This is a genomic window from Thiobacillus thiophilus, assembly GCF_055378705.1.
On the sequence record NZ_AP042404.1, the window covers coordinates 2,491,366 to 2,511,314 of the forward strand.

General features: G+C 60.2%; 14 protein-coding genes, 2 tRNA genes and 3 rRNA genes. 14 read left to right on the forward strand and 5 right to left on the reverse strand.

The window, feature by feature from the left end; translation table 11 throughout:
* The first annotated feature begins 131 nt into the window (after positions 1-131).
* Positions 132-482 carry an iron-sulfur cluster insertion protein ErpA gene (erpA, locus tag ACZ41T_RS12380; protein ID WP_464921695.1) on the forward strand — a complete coding sequence of 117 codons (351 nt, stop codon included), beginning with the start codon at positions 132-134 and terminating at the stop codon, positions 480-482.
* Positions 483-603: 121 nt separating this feature from the next.
* On the opposite strand, the gene ACZ41T_RS12385 is transcribed toward erpA, so the two are convergent.
* Positions 604-1,722: an anhydro-N-acetylmuramic acid kinase gene (locus ACZ41T_RS12385; RefSeq protein WP_464921696.1), complete on the reverse strand. Its 1,119-nt coding sequence runs from the start codon at positions 1,720-1,722 to the stop codon at positions 604-606.
* Positions 1,719-3,035, reverse strand: a complete 1,317-nt coding sequence (locus ACZ41T_RS12390) for a peptidoglycan DD-metalloendopeptidase family protein (RefSeq protein WP_464921697.1) — start codon at positions 3,033-3,035, stop codon at positions 1,719-1,721. The genes ACZ41T_RS12385 and ACZ41T_RS12390 overlap by 4 nt, the downstream gene beginning before the upstream one ends.
* 163 nt (positions 3,036-3,198) lie before the next feature.
* Here ACZ41T_RS12390 and tyrS point away from each other — a divergent pair, with 163 nt between their 5' ends.
* The 9 genes from tyrS to ACZ41T_RS12435 all read left to right on the forward strand — a co-directional run bounded on the left by tyrS (position 3,199) and on the right by ACZ41T_RS12435 (position 12,692).
* The gene (gene tyrS, locus ACZ41T_RS12395) at positions 3,199-4,392 is read left to right on the forward strand and encodes a tyrosine--tRNA ligase (RefSeq protein ID WP_464921698.1); all 1,194 of its coding nucleotides are present in this window, start codon (positions 3,199-3,201) and stop codon (positions 4,390-4,392) included.
* Positions 4,393-4,654: 262 nt separating this feature from the next.
* Positions 4,655-6,189: ribosomal RNA gene (locus tag ACZ41T_RS12400) — 16S ribosomal RNA — on the forward strand.
* Between the two features lie 50 nt (positions 6,190-6,239).
* Positions 6,240-6,316 (forward strand) — tRNA-Ile (locus tag ACZ41T_RS12405).
* A gap of 141 nt (positions 6,317-6,457) precedes the next feature.
* Positions 6,458-6,533: transfer RNA gene (locus tag ACZ41T_RS12410), tRNA-Ala, on the forward strand.
* A gap of 326 nt (positions 6,534-6,859) precedes the next feature.
* Positions 6,860-9,926 (forward strand): 23S ribosomal RNA (locus ACZ41T_RS12415).
* A gap of 185 nt (positions 9,927-10,111) precedes the next feature.
* A 5S ribosomal RNA gene (rrf, locus tag ACZ41T_RS12420) occupies positions 10,112-10,225 on the forward strand.
* Together the 16S, 23S and 5S rRNA genes with 2 tRNA genes alongside form the textbook arrangement of a ribosomal RNA operon.
* Positions 10,226-10,321: 96 nt before the next feature.
* Complete coding sequence (locus ACZ41T_RS12425) at positions 10,322-11,314, forward strand: biotin--[acetyl-CoA-carboxylase] ligase (RefSeq protein ID WP_464921699.1); 993 nt, start codon at positions 10,322-10,324, stop codon at positions 11,312-11,314.
* Positions 11,311-12,045 carry a type III pantothenate kinase gene (locus tag ACZ41T_RS12430; RefSeq protein WP_464921700.1) on the forward strand — a complete coding sequence of 245 codons (735 nt, stop codon included), beginning with the start codon at positions 11,311-11,313 and terminating at the stop codon, positions 12,043-12,045. The genes ACZ41T_RS12425 and ACZ41T_RS12430 overlap by 4 nt, the downstream gene beginning before the upstream one ends.
* Positions 12,042-12,692 carry a hypothetical protein gene (locus ACZ41T_RS12435; RefSeq protein WP_464921701.1) on the forward strand — a complete coding sequence of 217 codons (651 nt, stop codon included), beginning with the start codon at positions 12,042-12,044 and terminating at the stop codon, positions 12,690-12,692. Before ACZ41T_RS12430 ends, ACZ41T_RS12435 begins: the two co-directional genes overlap by 4 nt.
* Here ACZ41T_RS12435 and ubiA read toward each other — a convergent pair.
* Together ubiA and ACZ41T_RS12445 are read right to left on the reverse strand one after the other, a co-directional pair.
* On the reverse strand, positions 12,687-13,556 hold the full coding sequence (ubiA, locus tag ACZ41T_RS12440) for a 4-hydroxybenzoate octaprenyltransferase (RefSeq protein WP_464921702.1): 870 nt from the start codon (positions 13,554-13,556) through the stop codon (positions 12,687-12,689). The two genes, ACZ41T_RS12435 and ubiA, sit on opposite strands and share 6 nt — an antisense overlap.
* Positions 13,553-14,233, reverse strand: coding sequence for a chorismate--pyruvate lyase family protein (locus ACZ41T_RS12445; RefSeq protein ID WP_464921703.1), 681 nt, complete (start codon positions 14,231-14,233; stop codon positions 13,553-13,555). Before ACZ41T_RS12445 ends, ubiA begins: the two co-directional genes overlap by 4 nt.
* Here ACZ41T_RS12445 and ACZ41T_RS12450 point away from each other — a divergent pair.
* The 4 genes from ACZ41T_RS12450 to ACZ41T_RS12465 are packed head-to-tail and all read left to right on the forward strand — an operon-like array spanning position 14,220 to position 17,851.
* Positions 14,220-15,104 (forward strand): TRAP transporter TatT component family protein, encoded by an 885-nt coding sequence (locus tag ACZ41T_RS12450; RefSeq protein WP_464921704.1) that lies wholly within the window; start codon positions 14,220-14,222, stop codon positions 15,102-15,104. The two genes, ACZ41T_RS12445 and ACZ41T_RS12450, sit on opposite strands and share 14 nt — an antisense overlap.
* Positions 15,104-16,114: a TRAP transporter substrate-binding protein gene (locus ACZ41T_RS12455; protein WP_464921705.1), complete on the forward strand. Its 1,011-nt coding sequence runs from the start codon at positions 15,104-15,106 to the stop codon at positions 16,112-16,114. Before ACZ41T_RS12450 ends, ACZ41T_RS12455 begins: the two co-directional genes overlap by 1 nt.
* Positions 16,077-16,601 carry a TRAP transporter small permease gene (locus ACZ41T_RS12460; RefSeq protein WP_464921706.1) on the forward strand — a complete coding sequence of 175 codons (525 nt, stop codon included), beginning with the start codon at positions 16,077-16,079 and terminating at the stop codon, positions 16,599-16,601. The genes ACZ41T_RS12455 and ACZ41T_RS12460 overlap by 38 nt, the downstream gene beginning before the upstream one ends.
* Positions 16,598-17,851, forward strand: coding sequence for a TRAP transporter large permease (locus ACZ41T_RS12465; protein WP_464921707.1), 1,254 nt, complete (start codon positions 16,598-16,600; stop codon positions 17,849-17,851). The genes ACZ41T_RS12460 and ACZ41T_RS12465 overlap by 4 nt, the downstream gene beginning before the upstream one ends.
* Here the strand turns inward: ACZ41T_RS12465 and recG are convergent.
* The gene (gene recG, locus ACZ41T_RS12470) at positions 17,840-19,876 is read right to left on the reverse strand and encodes an ATP-dependent DNA helicase RecG (RefSeq protein WP_464921708.1); all 2,037 of its coding nucleotides are present in this window, start codon (positions 19,874-19,876) and stop codon (positions 17,840-17,842) included. The genes ACZ41T_RS12465 and recG overlap by 12 nt on opposite strands.
* Positions 19,877-19,949 lie beyond the last annotated feature (73 nt).

Consider the following 19,949-nt stretch of genomic DNA (forward strand, 5'->3'; position numbering starts at 1 on the left):
CCGATCCGCTGCCACACCGTGTTGGATCGCATGGTCAGACAGACGGAACTCCGTGGCCGGAACAGGGTCTTTGCTTGACGCAGGACCAGTGATGCGGATAATCACTTCATACATTTTCAAGGAGTATCATCATGAATGCAGTAACTGAAATGGAAATCCCGCTGATCTTCACCGACAGCGCGGCCAGCAAAGTCAAAGACCTGATCGACGAAGAAGGCAACCCCGACCTGAAACTGCGTGTTTTCGTGTCGGGCGGCGGCTGCTCCGGCTTTCAGTACGGCTTCACTTTTGACGAGGCGCAGAATGCCGACGACACCGCGATGGTGAAAAACGGCGTTACCCTGCTGGTCGATTCGATGAGCTTCCAGTATCTGGCGGGCGCTGAGATCGACTATTCTGAAGGTCTGGAGGGCGCACAGTTCGTGATCAAGAACCCGAATGCCACCACGACTTGCGGTTGCGGTTCGTCGTTCTCGGCGTAAGCACGATTCGCCAGCATTAAAAAATAGCGGCTTCGGCCGCTTTTTTCATTAGAGCATCGCGGCTTCGGCCACTTTTTTGCATTGGGACTTTGCGACCATGGCCATATAGTTGCTGGCCAGTTCAGGCCGGATAAATCGCCCCCAGAATCCGCTCGCCCCACGCCCCGGTTACGGCCGGCAAATTGCCCGGCGCACGGTGCAGCGTCTGCCGCGCCAGCCAGGCAAAGGCGAGTGCTTCCACCCAGTCCGGGTCGATGCCGAGCGCAGCGGTGGTCGCCACCTGAAGATTTGGAAAATACGCGCCGATGCGCTGCATCAGCGCGCCGTTGTGCGCGCCGCCGCCGCAGACGTAGAGTTCCTGGGCATCGCCGCATTCGCGATTTACCGCCTCGACGAGGCTCAGGGCAGTGAATTCGAGCAGGGTGGCCTGGACATCGGCAGGCGTAATTGCGTGATCGAGGCTGCTTAACGTTGCGTCCAGCCAGCCCAGATTGAACTGTTCGCGCCCGGCGCTTTTGGGTAGTGGCAGTTTCAGGTAGGGGTGGTTTGCCAGTGCAGCCAGCAGTCCGGGGTGGACGGCGCCGCTGGCTGCCCAGGCGCCGTCGCGGTCGTAATGGGCGCCGCAGTGCCGCTTGATCCACGCGTCCAGCAGCATGTTGCCGGGGCCCGTGTCCCAGCCACGCACCGTTCCATCCACCGGTAGGTCGGTGATGTTGGCGATTCCGCCGATGTTGGCAATGACGCGGTGAATTCCCGGCTGTCGGAGCGCCCGGGCGTGAAAGGCGGGCACCAGCGGTGCGCCCTGGCCACCCGCCGCAATGTCGCGGCTGCGGAAATCGGCGACGACCGTTATGCCGGTGAGCTCGGCCAGCAGGGCGGCATTGCCGATTTGCAGGGTGTAGCCGTCCGCAGGACGGTGACGCAGGGTCTGGCCGTGGCAGCCGATCGCGCGCACGCTTTCGGGGGCGACTCCGTCGAGCAGGGTGCCGAGCGCCTCGGCATACAGGCGCGCCAGTTCATTGGCGGCGACGGCGGCAAGGTGGATTTCGTCGGGTTGTGGCGTGTGCAGCGCCAGCAACTGTGCGCGCAGGTTGTCGGCGTAGGGCAGGTAATGGCTGCGGATGAGCCGGATCTGGTTTGCGGGGTCTATTTCAGCGAGAACGGCGTCGACACCGTCGAGGCTGGTGCCTGACATGAGACCGACGTAGCGCTCGGTCTCATGCGTTAACACTGCACTCAATCGAGGGCAGCGAGGTTGGTGCCACGCAGCAGCGCCAGCTTGTCAGACCAGTTGGCGGTCTGCTCCAGGAAACGGGCACGTAGCGCAGCGGCTAAAGGCGGCGAGCCCGGCAGCTTGACGGCCATGGGGTTCTGCGGACGTCCGGCAACGCGCACTTCATAGTGCAGGTGCGGGCCGGTGGAGGCGCCGGTCGAGCCGACATAGGCGATGACCTGGCCCTGGTTGACTGCGCGTCCGGAGCGGATGCCGGAGGCAAACGCGCTCAGGTGGGCGTAGTAGGTTTCGTAGCCATTGTTATGCCGCAGGATGACGAGATTGCCATAGCCGCCTTTGCGTCCGGCGAATTTCACAGTGGCGTCGCCGGTGGCCTTGACCCGTGTGCCGGTGGGCGCGCCGAAGTCGACGCCGGTATGGGCGCGGTGGAAGCCGTAAATGGGATGCTTGCGCGAGTTACTGAAGCTGGAGGTGACGCGGGAGAATTCGAGTGGCGAGCGCAGGAAGCCTTTTTTCAGTGATTCGCCCTCGGGCGTGTAGTAGTCTTCGTGGCCGAAGGGGTCGCTAAACAGGACAACGCGGTAAGGTTTGCCGGCATTGACGAACTCGGCCGCCAGCAGCTTGCCGGTGGCAATGGGTTCGCCATTGCGATAGTCGACCGTGTAAATGACCGAAAAGGTGTCGCCGCGACGCAGGTCCTCACGGAAATCCAGCCTGGTCGAGAAGGTCTCGGCCATCTGGTTGGCAATCTTGTCGGGGATGCCGGCGCTATCGGTAGCGCCATACAGCGACGACAGGATGCGGCCGGAGCGCATCACCACGCGGGTTTCGAGCAGTTCGCTGCTTTCTGCTGCGGCAAAGCCGTCATCCTGACGGTGCACCGTCAGTGCGGGGGCACCGTTGCGCTCGAACTGGATGGCCTGCAACTGGCCGTCATGCGTGGTGGTGGCCTGGATGCGCCTGCCGACACGTATGCCCAATGCCAGTTGGCGCACACCATCGGTGGCCAGCAAACGCTGGATTTCCAGGTCGTCGATCTTGAGTCGCGACAGCGCATTGGCCAGAGTGTCGCCAGGCTGAATCACGCTCTCGCGTTCAAACGTGCCCGTGTTGCCTGTGGAAACCAACACCGGCAGCGCAATGGCTTCGACAACGGTTTCCGGTGTGATGTCTAAGGTGTTGGTGTCGGGCGCGAGGCCGAAGGCGGCAACGACGCCGAAAAGCGGCAGGCTGGAGAGTACAACCAGAGTACGCAAGCTGAAGCGGCGTTCCGCTCCAGTCATGCGATCGGTTAAGATTCTCAGTTTGGTTAGCGGCATGTACCGTTTTCCTTCTTCTGTCTGTAAACGAGTCGAGATTTTATCATAAATGATCCCGGTGGTTTTTTTCAATCCAAACAGCAGCTTGTACGTGTCGGGTGCAGTGGTGTTCATATTTTACGGCGCGGTCTGGGAAAACTTGACGCGTCACTAAGGGGATTCGATGCGGGAGGATGTCTTGCAGGAAATTAAGCGCGGAGCCGACGAGTTGCTGGTCGAGGCCGAGTTGGTCGAAAAGCTGAAAAAAGGGCGGCCGTTGCGGGTCAAGGCGGGTTTCGACCCGACTGCGCCGGATCTGCATCTGGGGCACACCGTGCTGCTGAACAAGCTACGCCAGTTCCAGGTGCTGGGGCACCAGGTCATCTTTCTGGTGGGCGACTTCACCGGGATGATTGGCGACCCGACCGGCAAGAACGCCACGCGCCCGCCGCTGACCCCGGAAGCGGTGGCCGAAAACGCCAGGACCTATCAGGAGCAGGTGTTCAAGATTCTCGACCCGGCGCTGACCGAGGTGCGCTTCAACTCCGAATGGATGGAGACGCTGGGCTCGGCCGGCATGATCCGGCTGGCGGCGACGCATACCGTGGCGCGCATGCTGGAGCGGGACGATTTTCACAAACGCTATAGTAGCCAGCAGCCGATCGCGATCCATGAATTCTTGTATCCGCTGATTCAGGGCTATGACTCGGTGGTGCTGAAGGCTGATATCGAACTGGGCGGCACCGACCAGAAATTCAACCTTCTGATGGGGCGCGAGATGCAAAAGCATCACGGGCAGCCCCCGCAGTGCATTTTGACCATGCCGCTGCTGGAAGGGCTGGACGGCGTCAACAAGATGTCGAAGTCGCTCGGCAACTATATCGGGATCAACGAACCGCCGCAGGAAATCTTCGGCAAGTTGATGTCGGTGTCCGATGACCTGATGTGGCGCTATATACAGTTGCTGTCGTTCGAATCGCTTGCGACCGTCGAGGGCTGGAAGCGCCAGGTGGCGGAAGGCGCCAACCCGCGCAACATCAAGGTGCGGTTCGCTCAGGAAATTGTCGCACGTTTTCATGATGCGGCGGCGGCGGCCCGGGCGCTGGCCGAATTCGAGGCGCGCTTCCAGAAAGGCGTGCTGCCGGACGACATGCCGGAAATCAGCCTGCCCGGCGTCGAGGGGGGGCTGCCCGTGCCGCAGTTGCTGAGGCAGGCTGGGTTGGTGGCCAGCACCTCGGAAGCCATCCGCCAGATCGCCGGCGGCGGCGTCCGGCTGGATGGCGAGCGCGTGGCGGACAAGGGGGCGAATGTCCCCGTGGGGGCAACCGTGGTGGCGCAAGTGGGCAAGCGAAAATTCGCCCGTGTCACAATTGTGTAAATTAATTTTCCGAAAGTGTTGACGGAAAGATTTTGGTCTGTAGAATGCGCAGCTTCTCTGAACGCAGCGTGACTCGCAAAACAGCGAAAAACGGCGCTAAGAGACTGATCTTTAACAATTTACAGCCGATAGGTGTGGGTGTTGTTGCGGTAGCTGGCCTGGTTTAGGCTGGGTTGGCAACTAGCATAAATGCTCACACTTGAATTGAAGTTAATTCATTTTGAGTTTGAGCGAAGCAGTATTTGAAGTAATAGCAGAGATTGAACTGAAGAGTTTGATCCTGGCTCAGATTGAACGCTGGCGGAATGCTTTACACATGCAAGTCGAACGGCAGCACGGGAGCTTGCTCCTGGTGGCGAGTGGCGAACGGGTGAGTAATGCGTCGGAACGTACCGAGTAATGGGGGATAACGCAGCGAAAGCTGTGCTAATACCGCATACGCCCCGAGGGGGAAAGCAGGGGATCGCAAGACCTTGCGTTATTCGAGCGGCCGACGTCTGATTAGCTAGTTGGTGGGGTAAAGGCCTACCAAGGCGACGATCAGTAGCGGGTCTGAGAGGATGATCCGTCACACTGGGACTGAGACACGGCCCAGACTCCTACGGGAGGCAGCAGTGGGGAATTTTGGACAATGGGGGCAACCCTGATCCAGCCATTCCGCGTGAGTGAAGAAGGCCTTCGGGTTGTAAAGCTCTTTCAGCCGGAACGAAACGGTACGCACTAATATTGTGTGCTAATGACGGTACCGGCAGAAGAAGCACCGGCTAACTACGTGCCAGCAGCCGCGGTAATACGTAGGGTGCGAGCGTTAATCGGAATTACTGGGCGTAAAGCGTGCGCAGGCGGATTATTAAGCAAGACGTGAAAGCCCCGGGCTTAACCTGGGAATGGCGTTTTGAACTGGTAGTCTAGAGTGTGTCAGAGGGGGGTGGAATTCCACGTGTAGCAGTGAAATGCGTAGATATGTGGAGGAACACCAATGGCGAAGGCAGCCCCCTGGGATAACACTGACGCTCATGTACGAAAGCGTGGGTAGCAAACAGGATTAGATACCCTGGTAGTCCACGCCCTAAACGATGTCAACTGGTTGTTGGGGGAGTGAAATCCCTTAGTAACGAAGCTAACGCGTGAAGTTGACCGCCTGGGGAGTACGGTCGCAAGATTAAAACTCAAAGGAATTGACGGGGACCCGCACAAGCGGTGGATGATGTGGATTAATTCGATGCAACGCGAAAAACCTTACCTACCCTTGACATGTCCAGAATCCTGCAGAGATGCGGGAGTGCCCGAAAGGGAATTGGAACACAGGTGCTGCATGGCTGTCGTCAGCTCGTGTCGTGAGATGTTGGGTTAAGTCCCGCAACGAGCGCAACCCTTATCATTAGTTGCTACGCAAGGGCACTCTAATGAGACTGCCGGTGACAAACCGGAGGAAGGTGGGGATGACGTCAAGTCCTCATGGCCCTTATGGGTAGGGCTTCACACGTCATACAATGGTCGGTACAGAGGGTTGCCAAGCCGCGAGGTGGAGCCAATCCCAGAAAGCCGATCGTAGTCCGGATTGTTCTCTGCAACTCGAGAGCATGAAGTCGGAATCGCTAGTAATCGCGGATCAGAATGCCGCGGTGAATACGTTCCCGGGTCTTGTACACACCGCCCGTCACACCATGGGAGTGGAATCTGCCAGAAGTAGGTAGCCTAACCGCAAGGAGGGCGCTTACCACGGTGGGTTTCATGACTGGGGTGAAGTCGTAACAAGGTAGCCGTAGGGGAACCTGCGGCTGGATCACCTCCTTTCTAGAGAAAGCCGCTTCAACACTCACACCTATCGGTTGTTATTTTTAGCCGGGCTTGTAGCTCAGTTGGTTAGAGCACACGCTTGATAAGCGTGGGGTCGGAAGTTCAAGTCTTCCCAGGCCCACCAGACAGCGTGGTGGCTTGGCGGTTTGCCTGATTGGCCTCTGGGTTTCGAGAGTCGAGCAGAGCAAGGCGCGAGACACCGCCGTGTGCTGGTGCACACAAGGTGTCGAGCAACGCAGCAATGCGAAGGCTATCGAAAGACAGAGGGGGATTAGCTCAGCTGGGAGAGCACCTGCTTTGCAAGCAGGGGGTCGTCGGTTCGATCCCGTCATCCTCCACCACCTTCCGGACGTATCGACGCTTGGGTGGTGGATAAAAGTAGTACCTATCAAAGTGAATCGTAAGAACTGAGGCTCAAGGCTTTAGCTCTTACGCTTTATGCGTAACGGCTGATCTTTAAAAATTTGGAAGAAGGTGGGATATTTGTGATGGGAAAGTATCGCCTCGGCGATACCTCCTTGAGCGAAATCCCAACATGGGTTGAGATTGTATTAACCATACAGTCAGGCGCCGAGCCTGGGTGTATGGCAAGCAAACACACCTGTAATGCGAGATTCGATGTGCGCAAGCCTGTTTGGTTGTGTGTGGCGAGTCCTCAAAATTATAGGGTCAAGCGACTAAGTGCATGTGGTGGATGCCTTGGCGACTACAGGCGATGAAAGACGCGTAAGCCTGCGAAAAGCTTCGGGGAGCTGGCAATAGAGCTTTGATCCGGAGATCTCTGAATGGGGGAACCCACCCGTAAGGGTACTCCTGGCTGAATACATAGGCCGGGTAGAGCGAACCGAGTGAACTGAAACATCTAAGTAGCTCGAGGAAAAGAAATCAACCGAGATTCCCATAGTAGTGGCGAGCGAATTGGGAAGAGCCTTCATGATTTAGCATTTTTGTTAGTGGAACAGTCTGGAAAGTCTGGCCATAGTGGGTGATAGCCCCGTACGCGAAAACAAGAGTGTGGAACTAGGCATGAGACAAGTAGGGCGGGACACGTGAAATCCTGTCTGAACATGGGGGGACCATCCTCCAAGGCTAAATACTCGTAGTCGACCGATAGTGAACCAGTACCGTGAGGGAAAGGCGAAAAGAACCCCGGGAGGGGAGTGAAATAGATCCTGAAACCGCATGCATACAAACAGTGGGAGCCCCTGCTTCAAGCACCTTTAAGATTCTTTCGAGGAGCATCGCGTAGCGATGCGACTCAAAAGGTTTAAGAAGGAGTGAAATGGGTAAGCCTTAAAAGCTTGCTCGAAGTAGGAGGGTGACTGGCGATTTGAGCGAAAGCGAAAAGCGTCGGTGGCCCTGCGAGAACACCCGGAGGGTGTTTGAAGCAGGGGTGACTGCGTACCTTTTGTATAATGGGTCAGCGACTTACGTTCCGTTGCGAGCTTAACCGAATAGGGGAGGCGAAGCGAAAGCGAGTCTTAATAGGGCGCATAGTAGCGGGACGTAGACCCGAAACCGGATGATCTATCCATGGCCAGGATGAAGGTGCGGTAACACGCACTGGAGGTCCGAACCCACTAATGTTGAAAAATTAGGGGATGAGCTGTGGATAGGGGTGAAAGGCTAAACAAATCCGGAGATAGCTGGTTCTCCTCGAAAGCTATTTAGGTAGCGCCTCATGTATCACTCACGGGGGTAGAGCACTGTAATGTTAGTGGGGGTCATTGCGACTTACTGCGGCATAGCAAACTCCGAATACCGTGAAGTGCGAGCATGGGAGACAGACATCGGGTGCTAACGTCCGGTGTCAAGAGGGAAACAACCCAGACCGACAGCTAAGGTCCCAAATGACGTGCTAAGTGGAAAACGATGTGGGAAGGCATAGACAGCTAGGAAGTTGGCTTAGAAGCAGCCATCCTTTAAAGAAAGCGTAATAGCTCACTAGTCGAGTCGTCCTGCGCGGAAGATGTAACGGGGCTAAGCACGTAACCGAAGCTTCGGATATGTAATTTATTACATATGGTAGAGGAGCGTTCTGTAAGTCTGTGAAGGTGTTCTGTAAGGGATGCTGGAGATATCAGAAGTGCGAATGCTGACATGAGTAGCGATAAAGGGAGTGAAAAGCTCCCTCGCCGAAAACCCAAGGTTTCCTGCGCAACGTTCATCGGCGCAGGGTGAGTCGGCCCCTAAGGTGAGGCAGAGATGCGTAGCTGATGGGAAACGGGTTAAAATTCCCGTACTTTTGTTTACTGCGATGTGGGGACGGAGAAGGTTAGGTGATCCGGGTGTTGGATGTCCCGGTTTAAGTGTGTAGGCAGATCCCTTAGGCAAATCCGGGGGGTTAATGCTGAGGCATGATGACGGTCTCTCATTGAGAGCGAAGTCACTGATACCAAGCTTCCAAGAAAAGCCACTAAGCTTCAGGTAAACAAGAACCGTACCGCAAACCGACACAGGTGGGTAGGATGAGAATTCTAAGGCGCTTGAGAGAACTCGGGTGAAGGAACTCGGCAAATTAGCTCCGTAACTTCGGGATAAGGAGCGCCCCGGTAGAGTGTAGAGACTTGCTCTTGAAGCTCGATGGGGTTGCAGTGAAATGGTGGCTGCGACTGTTTATTAAAAACACAGCACTCTGCAAACACGAAAGTGGACGTATAGGGTGTGACGCCTGCCCGGTGCCGGAAGGTTAATTGATGGGGTGCAAGCTCTTGATCGAAGCCCCGGTAAACGGCGGCCGTAACTATAACGGTCCTAAGGTAGCGAAATTCCTTGTCGGGTAAGTTCCGACCCGCACGAATGGCGTAACGATGGCCACACTGTCTCCACCCGAGACTCAGCGAAGTTGAAATGTTTGTGAAGATGCAATCTCCCCGCGGCTAGACGGAAAGACCCCATGAACCTTTACTGTAGCTTTGCATTGGACTGTGACGGGACTTGTGTAGGATAGCTGGGAGCCTGTGAAGCGAGGACGCTAGTTCTCGTGGAGGCGACGTTGAAATACCAGCCTGGTGTCGTTGCGGTTCTAACCTGGGTCCCTTATCGGGATCGGGGACCGTGCATGGTGGGCAGTTTGACTGGGGCGGTCTCCTCCTAAAGTGTAACGGAGGAGTACGAAGGTCTTCTAGACACGGTCGGACATCGTGTTGATAGTGCAATGGCAAAAGAAGGCTTGACTGCGAGACTGACACGTCGAGCAGGTGCGAAAGCAGGTCATAGTGATCCGGTGGTTCTGTATGGAAGGGCCATCGCTCAACGGATAAAAGGTACTCTGGGGATAACAGGCTGATTCCTCCCAAGAGTTCATATCGACGGGGGAGTTTGGCACCTCGATGTCGGCTCATCACATCCTGGGGCTGTAGCCGGTCCCAAGGGTATGGCTGTTCGCCATTTAAAGTGGTACGTGAGCTGGGTTTAAAACGTCGTGAGACAGTTTGGTCCCTATCTGCCGTGGGCGTTGGATATTTGAGGGGGGCTGCTCCTAGTACGAGAGGACCGGAGTGGACGTGCCTCTGGTGTACCGGTTATGACGCCAGTCGTATCGCCGGGTAGCTAAGCACGGAAGAGATAAACGCTGAAAGCATCTAAGCGTGAAACTTGCCTCAAGATGAGATATCCCTTGTGATTCGATCACACTGAAGGGTCGTTCGAGACCAGGACGTTGATAGGCTGGGTGTGGAAGCGCAGTAATGCGTTAAGCTAACCAGTACTAATTGCCCGTGAGGCTTGATCCTATAATTTTGAGAAGCGCTGTATTTAATACAGAGTAATACAGAGCAGTGTGTGTTTGCGACCGGTCTCAACCCAAACCTTCTTCCAATTCAGTCGGCTGAAAGTCGCAAGACAATCGGCACCCCAGACAATTCGAATGCTGGGTCAAGACGCAACCAACAGGTTGGCCTTGGTCCTCACCCCTTTGTCTGACGACCATAGCAGAGTGGAACCACCCCTTCCCATCCCGAACAGGACGGTGAAACGCTCCCGCGCCAATGATAGTAGGCATCTCGCCTGTGAAAGTAGGTCATCGTCAGACTCCATATCCGTGCCTAACAGCACACTAAAACCCCCTCACAAAAAGAGGGGGTTTTTTTATGTAAATCCAATACGGCAAGACAGGTAAAATCCGGGTGTGCCAGCCAGAACCCATAAAACCCTGTTTCCACTCCTGCGCCGCATGTCCGATGGCCGATTCCATTCGGGCCAGGCGCTGGCGCATGAATTCAACCTTTCACGGTCCAGTATCTTCAACGTACTCGCCCAGGCTGAATCCATGGGCCTGACGATTCACGCAGTGCGCGGACGCGGCTACCGAATGCCTGAACCCGTAGAGTGGCTGGATGGCGTCACAGTGGCAGATCATCTTGGGACGGTAGCAGAGGCTTACACGATCCACGTCCTCGACAGCGTGGATTCGACCAACACGGCCTTGATGGCAGCGGCCCTGAACGGCGCTGCGGATGGCACGTTGATCTGCACCGAATACCAGCAATCCGGTAAGGGCCGGCGAGGCCGCCCATGGCATTCCGTTCTCGGCGGAAGCCTCACGTTCTCAGTGCTGTGGCGTTTCGAGAATGGTTTGCAGTCGCTATCCGGCCTGAGCCTCGCGGTGGGGCTGGCGATCGCGCGCGCGGTCAATCGCCATAGCCGCCATCCAGTCAGGTTGAAATGGCCCAATGACGTACTGGTGGACTACCGCAAGCTTGCGGGAATTCTGGTCGAGGTGCAGGGCGACATGCATGGGACGGCCTTCGCGGTGGTGGGTGTCGGGCTGAACGTCCGGCTGAGCGGAGCACAACGCGATGCGGTCGATCAGGCCGTGGTCGACCTGGCCGAGATGGGGGTGGCGGTGGGCCGCAACCGATTGCTGGCAGATTGCCTGCTGGAATTGCACGCGGTGTTGACTCTGTTCCGCCAGCATGGATTCGCGTCCCTGCGCGAGGACTGGCTGATGCTGGATGCCTACGCGGGCAGGGCTGTGGCGCTGGCCTTGCCGGATGCGCGCAGCGTTCGTGGGGTGGCGTCGGGCGTCGATGAAACGGGCGCATTTCTGCTACGCGACGCCCAGGCGACTATGCGATCCTATAGCGGCGGTGAAATCAGCTTGCGTCTGGATGCCGCATGACGGCCCGCCGGCTGTTGATCGATGCCGGCAACTCGCGCCTGAAATGGGCCGCGGTTGAAGATGGGCAATGGTGCGCACAAGGCTGCTGCGATTATGCGGATTTGGAAGTCTTGAAGGCGCAGCTGACGACTGGCACCGATTGCTTTATTGCCAGTGTGGCAAGCGCTGCACAGGGACAACGGCTGGCCGCATTGCTGGAGGCGGCGGATATCGGCGCGTTATGGCTGGTGGCTGAGGCGGACTTTGGCGGGGTGAGAAACAGCTATCAGAATCCGCTGCAACTGGGTGTGGATCGCTGGATGGGACTGATCGCCGCGCGCCGGCGCACCTGCGGACCGGCGCTGGTGGTGTCGGCCGGGACGGCGATGACGGTGGACGCCCTGGCGGCAGATGGCGTGTTTCTGGGGGGCGTGATCGTGCCGGGCGCCTCATTGATGCGGCGAGCGCTGCAGCAGGGTACGGCGCACGTTTCAGAGGTTACAGGCCATTGGCAGGCATTTCCGCGCAGCACGGCCGACGCGGTGGAAAGCGGGATTGTGGCGGCGCTGTACGGGGCGATAGAACAGCAGCTTGCACGCCTGGCCGAGGCTGCGGGAGACGTTCCGCGGTGCTTGCTGACGGGCGGGGACGCCGGGATGTTGTTGCCGCACCTGACTGTGCCTGCCGAGCATGTGCCTGCTCTGGTGCTGGAGGGCATCGACTGTGTCGCCCGTGAGAGGGAATCGAGATGAAATGGATCGCATGGGCATTGCTGATGCTGAACCTGGCGGTGGCGGGATTTTTTATCGGCCGCAGCCACTGGCCGCAGGTCCAATCGGACCAGAATGCGCCGATGAACGTAGACCGCCTCAGCCTGCGTATCCAGTCGGCGTCCGTGCCGGCGCAGGTGCCGGCGCCCCGCGTGGCGGCGCCCGAGGCCATGTGTGTGGAATGGCGTGGCTTGAACCCGGACGAGTTCGCGCAGGTGCGCGAACAGCTCAAGACCATGGCCGGCGAGCGGGCGATGTCGTTCACCGAGGTGCCGCTGAACACCCGGCACTGGGTGATTTTCCCGCCCTTGCCCAGCGCGCAGTCGGCGGCGGACAAGCTGGGCGAACTGGCAGCGGCGGGCGTGGGGGATGCCTTTGTGGTGAAGGATGGCGCCTGGAGCAATGCCCTTTCGCTCGGCCTGTATGCCGACGACGAAGCGGCGCGGCGGCGCGTGCGCGAAGTCGAGGACAAGGGCGTGCTCGGCACGCGCGTCGAGCTGCTGCCGCGCCAGGGCACGGATTTTTACTTTGTGATTCGCAGCGAGGACACGGACACGCTTAAAAGTCTGGGCGGGATCAAGCAGGCCTATCCGAATAGCCAGCAGTCGCGCGTGGCTTGCCGGTCATAAGCTGCGCAGCAGATAGTGAAGCGCAATGCCGCCGAATACCGCGGCGCCGAACCAGGTGTTGTGTAGAAAGGCGCGAAAGCATTGCTGCGGGTCGCGTTGCCGGATCAGTTGCATGTGGTAGAGCGCTATCGCTGCCGCCACCGCCAGCCCGCCATAGAATGCCATGCCCATTTCCCGCTGCAATCCGACCCAGCCGAGCAGTCCCAGAGTCGCCACATAGCACACCGCAATCGCGGCCAGGTCAAAACGCCCGAAGGCGATCGCCGAGGTCTTGATGCCGATCTTGAGATCGTCTTCGCGGTCGACCATCGCGTATTGGGTATCGTAGGCGATCGCCCAGAAAACGTTGGCCGCCAGCAGAACCCAGGCCTCCAGCGGGACTTCGCCCCACAGCGCGGCATAGCTCATCGGAATGCCGAAGCCGAAGGCGATGCCGAGGTAGGCCTGCGGGATCGCGAAGAAGCGCTTGGTAAACGGGTAGCTTGCGGCCAGAAACAGCGCGACGATCGAAAGTTTCAGCACCAGTGCGTTGAGCGGCAGGATCAGCAGGAATGCAAGCAGGGACAGGCCCGCCGCCAGCAGCAGCGCCTCCTTCGGCGACACCTTGCCGGCGGCCAGCGGGCGCTCGCGGGTGCGCGCCACGTGCGGGTCGATCTCGCGGTCGGCGTAGTCGTTGATGACGCAGCCCGCCGAGCGCATCAGCACTACGCCCATAGCGAAAATCCACAGGATCAGCCAGTCCGGCCGGCCGTTGCCGGCAAGCCACTGCGCCCACAGCGTGGGCCACAGCAGCAGCAGGATGCCGATGGGCTTGTCGAGCCGCATCAGTTTCTCGTAATGAGACAGGCGTTCGGTCAGGGTCATGGGGCCTCGATGGCGGGTAGAAAAACTTCGGTCACCAGAAGCGGGTGGCCATTGAGGCAGAACACCGAGCGGCGTGCCCACAGATGATGCGCGGTAAGCCCGGTGTGGCGCCTGGCTGCGCGATAGAGCGGGTGGCGCGCGTCGAGTCGACACATCGTCAGGCCGAGTCGTTGGATACGCGGATCGGTAAACAGCGTTTCCCCCAGAGGCTTCGTCCCCAGTCGGGTGATTCCGCACCAGCCGCCGCGCAGACTGGCGCGGGGCAGCACGCTGTGGGCGAACACCCGCATGTGGCCACCGCCGATGAGCAGGACGTCGCGCACGTAGGCCAGCGCTTTGGGGTTCAAGCACAATGCCTGGGCTTCGTCGGGAAACGGCGGCGCGAACCCGCGTGCGACCGGGCTGACCCTGAAATCGGCATGACGCGCCTTCAGGCGGCGGGTAAGCGAACCACGGTCCGACAGCCAGCTCCGCAACGCCCGCGGTACGCGAAAAGGATGCGCAAGCCAGCCGCGCTGTGGCTCAACGCAAGAGAGTGTGCCGTGCCGTGAAGCGGTCACTGTGGGGCCCAGGACAAAACGCGCATTATGCCAAAGCGGCGGAGATATTCGGACGGTGCTAGGATAACGGCCGCATTCCAACGATACCAAACGAGGGGGCCGAATGCCTTTATGCATTCATCGCCGCCACGCCGCCTTCGCCGGTCTGGCGATGGTCTGGCTGGCGTTATCAGGTTGTTCGACCAGCCAGCTTGTCGCGCGCGCCGCGGCGCCCTTGATCGACCACGGCGTGGCGGCGATGAACCGCGAAACCGATCTCGAGCTTGCGCGCGCAAGCATTCCCGCCAATCTCAAGATGATTGAAGCCCTGCTGCTCGCCGATCCCGGCAACGCAAGCTATCGGGTGCAGGCAGCAATGGGGTTTTACGGTTATGCACTGGGTTTTGTCGAATCCACTGACCGCGATCGCGCGGCTGCGCTGTACTGGCGCGCGCGCGATCATGCCCTGGCCGCGCTCGACCGCGCGGGGATGGTCCAGGCCACGCTCATGGGGGACGCGGCTGAACTGGAGCGGGCGCTGGCGGAACTCGACGCGAGTGCAGTGCCCGCGTTGTTCTGGACGGCATCGGCGTGGGGGAAATGGATTGAGCTCCAGCTTGACGACCCGGCGCGGCTTGCCGAATTGCCACGCGTCGAGGCGCTGATGCGGCGTGTCCTCGCGCTTGACGAAACCTATTATTACGGCGGCGTACACGTTTTTTTCGGCGTGTATTACGGTGGGCGCGCGCCCATGTTTGGCGGCGATTTTGCGCGTGCGGCCAGGCACTTCGATCGTGCCGCGGCACTCAGCCAGAACCGGTTGAAGCTGGTTGATGTGTATCGTGCCCGCTACCTGTTGTGGCAAATGGGGGAGCGCGAAGCGTTTCATGCCACCCTGAGTCGCGTGCTTGACGCGCCTGCGGGTTCCGATCCCGAACTCAATCTCGTCAACGCGCTGGCAAGGCAGCAGGCCGCCGACCTGCTCGCCCATGAAGAGGATTTATTCTGATGCGCAGAACGCTGCTCAAAGCCTTGTGTGTGATCGCCCTCCTGGGGGGAAGCACCGCGCACGCGGCCGAACCCTACGTGCTCAAATTCGCCACCCTCGCACCCGCCGGTTCGACCTGGATGAAGGCCTTCGATGCCTGGGCCAAGGAACTGACAGCGAAAAGCCAGGGACGGCTCACGGTCAAGTTCTACCCCGGCGGCATCGCGGGTGACGAACCCGACATGCTGAAGAAAATCCGCTTCGGCCAGTTGCAGGGGGCGGCGTTGTCGGGTCATGGCATCGGCGAAATTTTCTCTCCCGCGCGTATCCTTGAAACGCCGTTCCTGTTTCGCGATCATGCGGAAATTGACGCGGTGCGCGCAGAGATCCTGCCGGCGCTCGATGCCGGGTTCCGTAAAAACCACTACGAGCTCGTCTCCTGGATGGAGGTGGGCAGCATCCATTTCTTCTCGGCCAAGCCGCTGGCGAATCTGGACGAGTTTGCGCGTCGCCGCATCTGGCAGTGGCAGGGTGATCGCTTCATCGACGCTTTTTTCAACGCGAACGGCTGGTCGCCCATTTCGCTGCCGATTACCGAGGTCTACACCGGTCTTTCAACCGGACTCGTCGATACCGTGGTGAGTACGCCGCTTGCCAGTATCGCCATGCAATGGGCGGGCAAGACGCCCTATATGAGCAGTCAGCCGATGGCGACGGGGATCGGCGCAGTAGTGGTGTCCAGCAAGTTTTACGCTGGTCTGCCCGCTGACCTGCAAACGCTGCTGAAAAGCACGGGCGTGCCACTTTCGCAGAAACTGATCGCCGACACCCGGCGCGACGACCTGAAATCGCTCGCCGTGCTGGCAAAAAGCACGCAGCCGATGGCGGGCCTGCAGAAAATCAACCTCGCCGAACAGGCCACGCTCACCCGCAAGGCGGTCAGTGCGCTGGAAGCCCAGGGTTATTTGTCAGCCGAACTCAATCGGCAGGTGGATGCCGCGCTCGCCGGTTATCGCAGCGGCAAGCAATAAGGTGGGCGTGTTGCGCGCCTGTCGTTGGCTGGAACAAGCCCTGACCCGGGTCGAGCTCGGCGCGGCGCTGCTCGCTTATACAGCCATTCTGGCCCTGTCGATTGCCGATATCGTCGGGCGCAACCTGTTCCATGCAACCCTGCCCGGCGGTGACCTTGCGCTGCGCCAACTGGTGCTGTGGGTGGCCTTGCCCGGCGCTGCACTTGCGGTCGTTGCGCAACGCCACTTGCACCTCGATCCGGCCAGTCTCGCGGCGCGTCCTCGCTGGAAAAAGCTGACAGCGATTCCCTTTAATCTGGCGGCTGCGGCCGTGTGTACCTTACTCACGCAGGCCGCGTGGGCGTACTGGCGGGACGAGATGCAGTTTCAGGCGGCGGAGACGATCTGGCTGGCCTGGCTGGGATTGATCCTGCCCGTCGCGTTCGGGCTGCTGGCGCTGCATTTTCTGCTGCGGGCCGTGCTGGAAACCCAGGAAAAAGCCGCGTGACGGTCCTTCTCCTTGTCGTGCTGGCGCTGGTGGGCATGCCGCTCTTTATCGTGTTGGGAGCAGGCGCGCTCACCGCCACGCGCGAAGCCCAGCTTGACCCGGCGCTGTTGATGGTCGAGTTCGCGCGGCTTGCCGCATCGCCCAATCTGGTGGCAATCCCGCTGTTCGTGCTGGCCGGAGCAACGCTGGGGCAGGGCGGCGCGGCGCGGCGACTGGTGCGCTTCTTCAACGCGCTGCTGGGCTGGATGCCGGCCGGAATCGCCTGGGTCACGACGGGAACGTGTATGGTTTTCACCGCATTTTCCGGTGCGTCGGGGGTGACCATTCTGGCACTTGGCGGGCTGCTGTATCCGATGCTGAAACGCGAGCAATATCCTGAGAAATTTGCGCTCGGGCTCGTCACCTCGGCCGGGTCGATGGGGCTGCTTCTGCCGCCCAGCCTGGCGGTGCTGTTGTATGGCGTGGTGGCGCAGGTCGGCATCGGCGACCTCTTTATCGCCGGCTTGCTGCCGACCTTGTTGCTGTTTGTGATGGTGGGCGGCTATGCCCTCCTGCGCGGCGCACGCGGCACCCCCCGTCATCCCTTCCGTCTGCGCGAACTCGCCGCGGCCGCGCGTGAGGGCTGGGCCGATCTCCTGCTGCCGGTTGGCGTGATCGGCGGGCTGGCGGGCGGCGTGTTAACCGTTGCCGAACTTGCTGCCTTTACCGCGCTGTACGCGCTCATGCTCGAAACGCTGATTCACCGCACCATCGAGGTGAAATCGCTGGTGTGGGTCGTTTATGAAGCCTCGACCCTGGTGGGCAGCCTCTTTATTATTCTGGGCTTGAGTCTGGGACTGACCAACCTGCTCATCGATGCGCAGGTGCCGATGCACCTGCTCGAATGGATTCAGGCCCAGGTTACCAGCCCGCTTGAATTCCTGATGTGGATGAACCTCGCCCTGCTGGCGGTCGGTTGCATGATGGACATCTTTTCCGCCATCGTCATCGTCACGCCGCTTTTGCTGCCGCTGGCGGCGCACTTCGGTATCCATCCGGTGCATCTGGGAATCGTCATTCTGGCCAACCTGGAAATCGGCTACCTTACCCCGCCGGTGGGGATCAATCTCTTTCTTGCCAGCCAGCGTTTCCGGCAACCGGTGTTCGCGGTGTTCCGCGCGGCGCTGCCTTTTCTGGCACTGATGCTGGTGTGGCTCGCGCTGTTGACCTACATTCCTGCCTTGAGCCTGTGGCATCAATCAGGTCTGTGACAGCCCCGCACGGTTGCCCAGCCAGCGTTCGATGTGGCGCGCGGCGATGGCGGGGTGTGTCTTGAGGCAGCGCTGGGCGTAGTCGCGCGCCTGTTCCAGCAGCGCCACGTCGCGCTCAAGATCGGCAAAGCGCAGCATCGGCAGGCCGCTCTGGCGGCTGCCGAGGAATTCGCCGGGACCGCGCAGCAGCAAGTCCTGACGGGCGATTTCGAAACCGTCGATGAGTTCGAAAATCACCTTGAGGCGCGCGCGGGCGAGTTCCGATACCGGCGTCTGGTACAGCAGCACGCATACCGATTCGCGACTACCGCGTCCGACCCGTCCGCGCAGCTGGTGCAGTTGCGCGAGCCCCATGCGCTCGGCGTGCTCGATCACCATCAGCGCGGCGTTGGGTACGTCGACGCCGACCTCGATCACCGTGGTGGCGACCAGCAGGTCGATTTCATGCGCCTGGAACGCAGCCATCACCGCCTGTTTTTCGTTCGGCTTCAGTCGTCCGTGAACCAGACCGATGCGCAGTTCCGGCAGCTGCCCGGCCAAAGCCGCGTAGGTGTCTTGCGCGGTCTGCAGCTGCAGCTTCTCCGATTCCTCGATTAGCGGGCATACCCAGTAGGCCTGACCGCCGGCGAGACAGGCGTCCGTCACCCGTGCCAGAACGTCGTCGCGGCGGGCGGCACTCACCAGCCTGGTGACGACAGGGGTGCGTCCCGGAGGCAGTTCGTCGATCACCGAGACGTCGAGGTCGGCAAAAAAGCTCATCGCCAGGGTGCGCGGAATCGGTGTTGCGCTCATCATCAGCTGGTGCGGTTCCGTGCCCTTCTGTATCAGCGCCAGTCGCTGGCCGACGCCGAAACGATGCTGCTCGTCGACCACCGCCAGCCCCAGACGCGCGAAGCTGCCGGCCTCCTGAAACAGTGCATGGGTGCCGAACGCCAGGTCGATGTCGCCCGCAGCAATCGTCTGCCAGGCCGCCGTGCGCTCGGACTTGCGCTGGCTGCCCGACACCCAGGCGCAGCGCACGCCGAGTGCCGACAAGACGGGGGCGAGCTTGCGGTAATGCTGCTCGGCGAGGATTTCGGTCGGCGCCATAAAGGCGGCCTGAAAGCCATTTTCGATCGCCTGCAGACAGGCCAGCGCAGCCACCACGGTCTTGCCGCTGCCGACGTCGCCCTGCAGCAGGCGACGCATCGGGTGCGGCAGCGCCAGGTCGGTGCTGATTTCCTGCCAGCTGCGCGCCTGCGCGGCGGTCAGTGCGAACGGCAGCGTGTGGATGAAGGTGGCGGTTAGCTGCTGCTGTGCGGGCAGGGGCGCGGTACACAGGCGCTGCCGCTGTCGGCGCGCGGTGGCCAGCGACAGCTGCTGCGCCAGCAGCTCGTCGAAGGCCAGCCGCTGCCACGCGGGGTGCTGGCGCGATTCAAGATCGGCCGGCATGCAATCCGGCGGCGGCTGATGCAGCAAGCGGATGCTGGCTTCCAGTTCCGGTAAACCCAGTTCGGCCAGCCAGTCGGCGGGCAGGGTGTCGGTGATCGGCGCCGCCAGCGCGCGCGCGACCAGCTTGCGCAGCGTGGCTTGCCCCAGTCCGGCGGTGGTGGGATATACCGGGGTGAGCTGGGTCGGCAGCGGCGTGGCATCGTCGGCTTTCAGAAAGCGCGGATGCACCATTTCCAGTCCGAGGAAGCCGCCGCGCACCTCGCCGCTGAAGCGGAAACTTTCGCCCGGCTGGAACAGCTTGAGGTGGCTGGGGTAGAAATTCAGGAAGCGGATGCCGAGCACGCCGCCGGCGTCCGCCACCGCCACCGTCAGCATGCGGCGCGGGCGGTAGGCGACGCTGGCCTCGCGAACCACCGCCTGCACCTGCGCCGTTTGCCCCGGTAGCAGGTCGCGGATCGGCGTGAGATGGGTTTCGTCTTCCCAGCGCAGCGGCAGGTGCAGCACCAGATCGGTGTCGCGGGTCAGCCCCAGCTTGGCGAGTTTGGCGGTGAGCGCCGGACTGACGGGGAAGGAAAACGGCGACGCCGCTTTCACTTTAAAACCTTATTTGAACCACGGAGGCACGGAGGCATAGAGAAAAAACAGGACAGGGTTGCTAACTCTGCGC